This window comes from Halomonas sp. BC04, assembly GCF_000568385.1.
The window spans coordinates 1-5,148 of the sequence record NZ_AZQX01000394.1 but is presented as its reverse complement, the minus strand read 5'-3'; the positions used below and the strand labels follow the sequence as shown (position 1 = coordinate 5,148).

At 62.2% G+C, this 5,148-nt stretch carries 2 protein-coding genes and 1 pseudogene; 2 read left to right on the top strand and 1 reads right to left on the bottom strand.

The window, feature by feature from the left end:
- A pseudogene (locus tag Q427_RS26365) lies at window positions 1-856 on the top strand (BCCT family transporter); the annotation flags it as partial.
- 275 nt (window positions 857-1,131) lie between these two features.
- A complete protein-coding gene (locus tag Q427_RS26360) occupies window positions 1,132-2,916 on the top strand; it encodes a sensor domain-containing phosphodiesterase (RefSeq protein WP_043518440.1) in 1,785 nt (594 codons plus the stop codon).
- Window positions 2,917-2,942: 26 nt separating this feature from the next.
- On the opposite strand, the gene Q427_RS26355 is transcribed toward Q427_RS26360, so the two are convergent.
- Window positions 2,943-5,057: a sensor domain-containing diguanylate cyclase gene (locus Q427_RS26355; protein ID WP_051496740.1), complete on the bottom strand. Its 2,115-nt coding sequence runs from the start codon at window positions 5,055-5,057 to the stop codon at window positions 2,943-2,945.
- Window positions 5,058-5,148 lie beyond the last annotated feature (91 nt).

Here is a 5,148-nt window from a genome sequence, read left to right as displayed (position 1 = left end):
CTCGGTTTCGGCGCCCAACAGGCCACCAACGGCTCAATGATCTGTTCGGTATTCCCGACAACAACGTCACCATGGTGCTGCTGGTCGTGAGCATCACCATCGTGGCCATGGGCTCGATCTTCCTGGGGGTCGACAAGGGTGTGCGGCGCCTGTCTCAGATCAACATGGGTCTGGCGTTCCTGCTGCTCGTCTTCGTGATCATCGTCGCCCGACGCTGATGATTGCCACCGGCTTCTTTCAGAACCTGATGGGCTACATCGTCAACCTGCCGGCGCTATCCAACCCATTCGGCCGTGAAGATGCCAACTTCAGCCAGGGCTGGACCGCCTTCTACTGGGCCTGGTGGATCTCCTGGTCACCGTTCGTCGGCATGTTCATCGCTCGGGTGTCCCGCGGGCGCACCGTGCGCGAATTCCTGATCGCGGTGCTGCTGGTACCGTCCTCGGTATCCGTGCTGTGGATGACCTCCTTCGGCAGCGCCGGCATCGAACAACTGCTCGCCGGTACCTTCGAGGGCGAGGCGGATGCGCTCTTCGTGATGCTGGCCGGCTTGCCGCTGACCGAGATCACATCCTTCATCGCCATCACCCTGGTGATCGTGTTCTTCATCACGTCGTCGGACTCCGGCTCGCTGGTGATCGACTCCATCACCGCCGGGGGCAAGGTCGACGCACCCAAGCCCCAGCGTCTCTTCTGGGCAGTGATCGAGGGCGCCATCGCCATTGCCCTGCTGCTGGGTGGCGGCCTGGCGGCCCTTCAAGCCGCGGTAATTTCCACCGGCTTGCCCTTCACGCTGGTACTTCTGGTCGCCTGCTATGCCATCATCAAGGGCTTGATGAGCGAGCCACGAGGATAAGCTTGCACCAGGCCTGAAGCGTCAAGAGTGTGACAAAAGGCGGCCCCAGGGCCGCCTTTTTTCAGCATCCCTCAAGGCGCGAGACCCTGCTATGATGATTCGCTTCAAGCCGAACACACGAGTTACACGCAACTAGGCAGGTTTCACGACATCAGGGTAGTGTCGTTCGTCAAGATCACCGGGATAAGGCCTTCGACCACTGGTAACCCGTTCACGCATCGGGCATATTTCAGTAAGCCACATGACAATTACGATAAAGGAGCCGTTCTACGCCCATGATGGCACCCGAAGACGCCTTCCGTCTGCTCGCCGATGGCTTGGGCAAAGCCGGCACTCCACAGGCATTCGACCATCTGGTCGAGCGCATCGCTTCGATTTTCGATGGGGACCATGTTCTGATTGGCAAGGTGATGCCCGATGGCAAAACCATCCTCACCGCTGCCTTCTGGTCCCAGGGAGTTATGCAGCCTGCCGCAGTCTACGAGCTGGCCGGCACACCTTGCGAGCATGTCTTGAAAGACGAGATCTGCCAGTTCCCCGATAGCCTTCGCGAACGTTTCCCCGATAATGGGCTGATCAGGGAGCTCGGTGCAGAAAGCTATATGGGCATCCCCCTCCGAGCGCCGAGTGGACAGTTGCTCGGCCTGCTGGCGCTGATGTGCAATCGCCCATTATCGTTGCCCGCCTTCGCACCGGAGGTGCTGCGCATCGCCGCCACCCAGGCGGGCGCCGAGATGGCACGTCGCATGGCGGAGGAGAACCGCCGCAGCAGCGACCAGCATATCGAGCAACTCATCTACTGGGACAGCGTCACGGGATTGCCCAACCGACGCCACTTCATGGAGCGACTTCAAGAGGCGTGCGACCAGGCCCAGCTTCAAGGCAAGAGCCTGGGGCTGCTCTATCTCGACCTTCAGCGCTTTCGTCAGATCAACGATACCCAGGGCCATGAACGAGGTGACCTGCTACTGGCCGATATCGCCGGCCGATTCGGAGCCCAGGCAGAACCCGGAGAGTTCGTTGCTCGCCTGGGGGGGGACGAGTTCATGGTACTGCTGACCAATACGCGCCCAGCCGCCATGGCGCATGCGATCGAGCGTTACCGCAATAGCCTCTCGCCACCGATCCAGATCGCCGACCGCAGTTTCTCGATTTCTGCCAGCGTCGGCGCGGCACTTTTCCCGCGTGATGCCGATAATGCCCAGTCGCTGTTCCAGCACGCCAGTATCGCGCTCAATCATGCCAAGCGGGATGACAGTCGGACACGCTTCTTCAATACCAACATGGCCGATGAGCTTCATCAGCGTGAATTTCTGCAGCTACGCTTCATCGAGGCTCTGAACCAGGGTCGCCTCACGCTGCATTACCAGCCCCAGTTCTGTCTCAAGAGTGGCAAGCTGAACGGCGCCGAAGCTCTCTGCCGCTGGCATGACGAAATTCTCGGCCATGTCAGCCCCGGTACCTTCATTCCCCTGGCCGAGGAGCAGGGTCTGATCCGGCAGCTGGGTGACTGGGTGCTGGACGAGGCGTGCAATCAGCTGCATGCCTGGGATGCCCAGGACAAGCCGTTTCCCGGGCGATTGTGTGTCAATGTCTCGGCCCAGCAGATGGATGACCCACGCCTGGCGGAGCATGTCCAACGCCTCGCAACCCGCGTGGCCCCAGGTCGACTCGGCCTCGAGCTTACCGAGAGCGGCCTGATGCGCAACCCCGAGCAGACCGTGCGCATCACCCGCGCCCTGCATGATGCAGGCTTCGGCCTGGCAATCGACGACTTCGGCACCGGCTACTCATCGCTGACCTATCTCAAGCGCTTTGCCGCCGATACGCTGAAGATCGATATGTCCTTCGTACAAGACATGCTCAAGAGCAGTCACGACCACGCCATCGTTGCCACCATTATCGCCATGGCCGAGACCCTGGGAATGCATACCGTGGCCGAAGGGGTCGAAGAGGCCGAGCAAGCCGAAGCGCTGAGAGCACTCGGCTGCAGCGGTGTCCAAGGCTTCTATTACGGCAGGCCGGTGGACGGCAAGACCTTTGCCGATCTCTGGCTCTAGGCCCGCTTGAGCCGGAAACCGACCTCTTACGTGGCAGAAGCAGCAGGCGTCGTGTCGTCGGCTCCGTCGATGTGAGCCAGGCAGACCCGGTCGCGACCTTCGCTCTTGGCGCGGTACATCGCCTGATCCGCACGCTTGACCAGGGTCTTGCGGCTGTCCCCGGGCTGCCACAGCGCCACGCCAATACTCGCGGTAATCGTCTGGGACAAACCCTCGAAGACAAGCGACGCGATCAACCTGCGCAGCCGCTCGGCCAACCCAAGCGCCGCCTCGCGACCCGTTTCGGTCGCCAGCACCACGAACTCCTCGCCTCCCCAGCGCCCCAGGTGATCGCAGCTGCGCAGCGACTGCGATACGCCCTGCGACAACACCTTCAAGACATGATCTCCCATTTCATGGCCGAACCGGTCGTTGATGCGCTTGAAGTGGTCGGCATCGAACAGCAGCAGGGCGAAGACGCGCCCATAACGCTCGGCGGCACCCAGCTCGAAATCGATCGCCTGCTCCACCCGGTAACGATTCCAGACGCCGGTGAGGTTATCGAAGTGAGCCAACTGCTCCAGTCGACGATTGGCCTCGCCCAGAGCCTGCTGCTCCTGTCGCAGGCGGGCGTTGAGCCGATCTACTTCATGAATCGATGCAGCCAGTGCCAGATCCTCGCCGAGGTCGACCGCGGCTACGCGCTCGATCCGCTCCCAGGCAATGCTGCGCCCACTCACCTCCTCGCGCCAGGCGGAATGGCGGCCAGGCAGAGGCGGCTCGGAGACGGGTTCACGTCGCTGCTGCTGGCGAAGCCGGCTGGGCGCGACGGCCCAGTAGAGGGTCTCGATCTGTTCAGGACGAAAGAGCATCAGCCAGTCACGACGACCGGGATTGAGCCGCAGTGGCACGGCCAACAGGCCACACACACCATCCAGTGCCAGCTCTTTCGTGAACGTGTGTGATGCCATCTCTGAAGCGTACCAGGGACCGTCATGAATATGCTCGGCTTCCAGACTCGTCACCAGGTCAAGCAGGGGGCCATGAGCCGGCACTTCACCGAAGCCGAATAGCGCCCCGTCATGGAGCAGTGCGACCCCCTGGGCACGAAACAGTAGCAACCACTCCGCCCCGTGCCGCCTTACCAGCGCTTCCGGGCTGGAGAGGCGCTGGCGTTCCCGGGTCAGCAGGTCACGGCTGTCCTGTACCCGTTGCAGATAACGGGCCTCCTGCCTCGCACGAAGCAGGAACAGTCGCTGGGAGGCCATCTGTACCAACACCTTGGCCGCCTCGCGAACTGCTGGCGCCAGCGGCACCGGGCCCAGGCCGTGCCCGACCAGCAGGCCCCATAACCCATGCTGCCCACGAATGGCAATCGAGAGCATGGCGCCCACCCCGAGATGCTCCTGATAGCCTACCTGCTCCGGTGATGCCGCACGCAGTACGCTGGCATTCAAGTCATCACGCTGGTTTCTCCGCGCCGATTCGCTTGTCAGCACCGCCACCGGCGCCGCCAGTACGTCCGGGACGCTGCGTACCGGGCTCTCCTCGAAGAGCCGCCGTGCCTGGGCGGGAAAATCGCTGGCGGGAAAATGCTGGCCACGCAAGGATGGCACTCCGTCGCCACAGTGCTCGGCAATGATCTTGCCATGGCGGTCGGCATCGAAGCGACAGATCATCACCCGGTCATGGCCGGTAAGATGGGCCACGCCTTCAACCAGGATATCCAGCAACGTCTCGATGCTGTCGGTTTCACCAATACACCTCAGCCACTCGTTGACCTGCCCCATGAGGCGTCGCTGCCCTTGGGAGCGACGCGGCTCGATTTCCACCACGATACGATCACCACGTCGGTGGGCACTGACCTGAACACGAAGCGTCGAACCGGCAACCTTGCGGGTGACGGCCAGCGGCGCCGACATACGCGACCGGCCCCGGATATCTCGCTTCAGCGTCATTGCCAGCCGCCGGCCCAGCAACTGGGCTAGCGACGCGTTCAATACCTCCGTCATGGGCAGGGATGTCAGTTCGGTCAGGTTGGCACTGGCCCTGAGCACGGTGTCGGCATTCGCATCAAGCACAAGCAGCCAGCCGCAGGGCTGGATATTGCCTGCAGCACCAAGGAGCCCCGGCTCTTCAGGCTCGCTCTGTGAGGAGATCATGACGGCGCTACCTCGCTTGCCAGCCCCAAATGGTAGCCGACCAACTTACGGACGATAGTGACCATTCTCGCCCCACCGACTCGATCCTGAA